The following is a 3,545-nucleotide window of genomic DNA, read 5'->3' as shown; positions in this document are numbered from 1 at the left end:
CCAGGTCCACCGGCACCAGCGGCTCGATCGTCTTCGGGTCCTTGCCCATCCGCTTCGCGACCGTGCGCATCGCGGCCAGGTCGGCCAGCACGGGCACCCCGGGGAAGTCCTGCAGCACCACGCGGGCCACCACGAAGGGGATCTCGTTGACCCGCTTGGTCTTCGGCCGCCAATTGGCGAGCTCGGCCACGTGTTCTTGGGTGACTTTCTGGCCGTCGCAGTTGCGCAGCACGCTCTCCAGCACGATGCGCATCGAGACCGGCAGCCGGTTCACGTTCGGGAAGGTCTTGGCAAGTTCGGGCAGCGAATAGAACTGGCCCTGCTTGCCAGCAGCAGTCTTGAAGTTCTTGCGCGTTTTCGCGAAAGCGTGGGCGGACTTTTGGGTGGCCATGGTGTGATCCTCTGCAAGTGGGTGACACAACTAAAAATTCATTGTGTCAGCCCTGTGCGATGGCGCTGGCTCGCGGGTGAATCACCGCACTGCGCGTGCCGCTTCGTCGTGCAGGTCAAGCCGCCGACAAGAGCGTGTCGATTTGCTGCAGCACGCGCGGACGCCAAAGTTCGGTTAGTCTGTCAGCTTGAATTCCCCGAGGAGCTGCCCATGAAACCCGTGTCCGAACTATTGAAGCCGCGTGATGGTACTTTGTGGCAGTTGCGCCGCGAAGACTCGGTGTACGTAGCGTTGGAATTGTTGGCACGCTATGACGTGGGCGCGCTCATGGTCATGGAAGGCGGCCGCCTGGTGGGAATATTCAGCGAGCGCGACTACACGCGCAAGATCGCGCTGCAAGGCCGCGGCTCCAAGGACACTACGGTCGCCGAGATCATGACAACCAACGTCATCACCGTCACGCCGAGCACACGCACACACGCATGCATGTCCCTGATGAGGGACAAACGCATCCGCCACCTGCCGGTGGTCGACGGCGACACCGTGTTGGGCATGATCTCGATCCGCGACCTGATGGAACTCATCATTGCCGAGCATGAGGCCACGATCTCCCACCTGGAGAACTACATTCGGTCTTGAGCTGATCGACTGCGGACCGGCCGTCGCCAAACGTCAACTCATGTTTCGCTGTCTGCCTTGACCGCATTGGTATTGAAGGCAGCTTGGAAGGCCCCTTGCCAGTCACTAAATCCACAACTTCTTTGCTGTAGTAGCCCGGTATGGGCACTGAGCAGTCGCAAGGTCGCGACACGGCTCGAACGAAAATCTGCTCATCGCCCCAGTTGCGCCGGCTCCCAAAAATCGTCTTTCTTAGCTGCTTTATCCCCTCCATCCAGGCTCAAATTCCTTGCTCGCACGAGCCATTCAAGAATTTTGGTTTGGTCAAAATTAATGTGCGGCACCGGCAGAATTTTTCAGCCTGGATGGAGGGGATGAAAGGGATAAAGAAAAGAAAACGGGCGAGATGTTCAGGCCACATAACTGACAATTCCGTGTGACAAGTCCGGATACATTGCCAACTTTGGGGCCGACAAAAAATGGTGGCGGACGCCGGCGGGCCGGGCGCTTGATAGCCTTGACCCCGGCTTGGCCGCCATCATCCTGTCGCGCTCGGGCCTGGGCCACAAACACGGCATCGTGCTGGGCAATCTGGTCGGTCTGATTGACGCCGATTACCAGGGCCAGTTGATGGTCAGCTGCTGGAACCGGGGTCAGACAGCCTTTGTGATTGAGCCGATGGAGCGCATCGCGCAACTGGTCTGGTGCCGGTGGTGCCGGTGGTGCAGGCGGCGTTTCGCATCGTTGACGATTTTTCGGATGCGTCGCAGCGCGGCGAGGCGGGCTTCGGGTCAACCGGCAAGGCTTGATGTGGGCGCACAGCGTCGCTGGAGGACAATCCTGCGCCATGGATTCACTTTTCCTCAATTCGCATGACGGCGACCCCATGCCTGAGCCGCCCGCAGCGGCAGATTCAGGTGCTTGTTGCGGCAATGGCTGCGCGCCTTGCATCTTTGATTTGCACGATCTGGCGATGGACCAATACCGGCAAGACTTGCGCGCCTGGCAGGCGCGCCGAGGATCGTCAGCCTTGCTCGCACCGGCCTAGAAAGCAGCCTTGATGCCCCTCATTCTTTACGACTGCGCCAGCGCGCCCAGCCCCCGCCGCGCACGCATCTTCTTGGCCGAGAAGGGCATCGCCCATGAGACGGTCGAGATCGACCTGCGCCGTGGCGAGCAGATGGGCCAGGCCTACGCCCAACTGAACCCGCAATGCACGGTGCCGGCGCTGCGCACCGATGAGGGCCTGCTGCTGTGCGACAACGCGGCCATCGCCGCCTATCTGGAGGCGCGTTTCCCGCAGCCGCCCTTGTTCGGCATCTCGCCCGAAGAGAAGGCTGAAATCGCCAGTTGGAACTGGCGGATCGAATTCGAGGGGCTGGTGAGCGTTGCCGAAGCACTGCGCAACAGCTCACCCGCGATGCTCAACCGGGCGCTGCCCGGGCCGGTGGACTATGCGCAGATTCCCGAGCTGGTCCAGCGCGGCTTGGCCAGAGTGCAGCAGTTCTTTGCGACCCTGAACGAGCGCCTGGACGGCCGCGACTTCATCGCCACCGAACGCTTCAGCGTGGCCGACATCACCGCGGTGGTGGCGGTTGATTTCGCGCGCGTGCTGCGACTCAAACCCGATGAGCTGAGCCAGCCGCATCTGCAGCGCTGGCGGCTGGCGATGGCGCAGCGGCCGACGATGGCGCTGCAACCCAAGGCTTAATCAAGCCTATTTCTCGAACTTCAGCAAGTCGTTGGGCAGCACCTTGATCGCGCTCAGGCACTTGCTCTCGGAAAGAAAAATGGGTCAGGTTCCAACACGGTTCGCTTTGTAAGCTTGATCCCTTTCATCCCCTTCATCCTGGCTAAAAATTCCCCCGGAGCCTAAAAAATAGGCTGACCCGATCGCGGCCTTGCCGACGTTTCCAGATGGCATATGTGAGCAAGAAAATTGAGCCTGGATAGAGGGGATAAAGGGGATTCCGGCGGATCTGGCGCAGGAGTGATGATGATCAGATTTCCGTGAAAACATCGTCGCCATGATTTTCCTTTGCAGACTTGGCGGCTCCTTAAGTGAACGGTATTGGGTCAGGTTCATTTAACCTTGATTCGGCAGTTGAAAGCGTCCGAAGGAGTCGTGCAGGGGCTTGCTGCCAAGGCGCGACGACGAAGTGGGCTCCTGCCCACGAGGAGGAGCAACGCAGTTCAGCGAGTTCCGGCGCGGCTCAGGCGGGCGATTAGCGTTTTCACCCAATTGGTGAATCTTGTAAACATGAGTGTTCTTAGTGTTCATCGATGTTTGTTCACTTTGGGGAGCGGTCAACTGCCGAATCAAGGTTTAACCTAGATCCAGCAGTTGACCGCTTACTTTTGCCAATTGAGTCCGATGCCTATTGAGGAAAGTCGATTCGACTTAGTTCACCATTTGGGTGAGAGCGCTACGCACCTGACTGCGCCGCGCTGCGGCACGCTGACATCGTTTCTTATCCGTGCGGGCCTCAGCCCGCTGCGGCGGCGCGCCGTGGCAGCGCACCGCAGCACATTAGGG

At 59.7% G+C, this 3,545-nt stretch carries 5 protein-coding genes and 1 pseudogene; 4 read left to right on the top strand and 2 right to left on the bottom strand.

All coding sequences use genetic code 11. From position 1 onward, the window contains the following. On the bottom strand, positions 1–391 hold a 391-nt coding region (locus tag RMO57_RS12655; RefSeq protein ID WP_310387114.1), incomplete at its 3' end, for an aconitase family protein. A 210-nt stretch (positions 392–601) separates the two neighbouring features. Here RMO57_RS12655 and RMO57_RS12650 point away from each other — a divergent pair. The 4 genes and pseudogenes from RMO57_RS12650 to RMO57_RS12635 all read left to right on the top strand — a co-directional run bounded on the left by RMO57_RS12650 (position 602) and on the right by RMO57_RS12635 (position 2,720). Then, entirely contained in the window at positions 602–1,030 is a 429-nt protein-coding gene (locus RMO57_RS12650) for a CBS domain-containing protein (protein WP_310387113.1), read from the top strand. 492 nt (positions 1,031–1,522) lie between these two features. Then, positions 1,523–1,818 (top strand): annotated as a pseudogene (dut, locus tag RMO57_RS12645) (dUTP diphosphatase); the annotation flags it as partial. 38 nt (positions 1,819–1,856) lie between these two features. Further along, the gene (locus RMO57_RS12640; protein WP_310387111.1) at positions 1,857–2,057 is read left to right on the top strand and encodes an oxidoreductase-like domain-containing protein; all 201 of its coding nucleotides are present in this window, start codon (positions 1,857–1,859) and stop codon (positions 2,055–2,057) included. 12 nt (positions 2,058–2,069) lie between these two features. After that, on the top strand, positions 2,070–2,720 hold the full coding sequence (locus tag RMO57_RS12635; RefSeq protein ID WP_310387109.1) for a glutathione S-transferase: 651 nt from the start codon (positions 2,070–2,072) through the stop codon (positions 2,718–2,720). Positions 2,721–2,804: 84 nt separating this feature from the next. Here the strand turns inward: RMO57_RS12635 and RMO57_RS12630 are convergent, their stop codons facing one another. After that, positions 2,805–3,095: a hypothetical protein gene (locus RMO57_RS12630; RefSeq protein WP_310387107.1), complete on the bottom strand. Its 291-nt coding sequence runs from the start codon at positions 3,093–3,095 to the stop codon at positions 2,805–2,807. Between the last annotated feature and the right edge of the window lie 450 nt (positions 3,096–3,545).

It is taken from the genome of Roseateles sp. (assembly GCF_031397715.1).
Lineage (GTDB): Bacteria > Pseudomonadota > Gammaproteobacteria > Burkholderiales > Burkholderiaceae_C > Paucibacter_A.
Note: the sequence above shows the minus strand (reverse complement) of the source record. Positions and strands in the feature narration are given on the sequence as shown.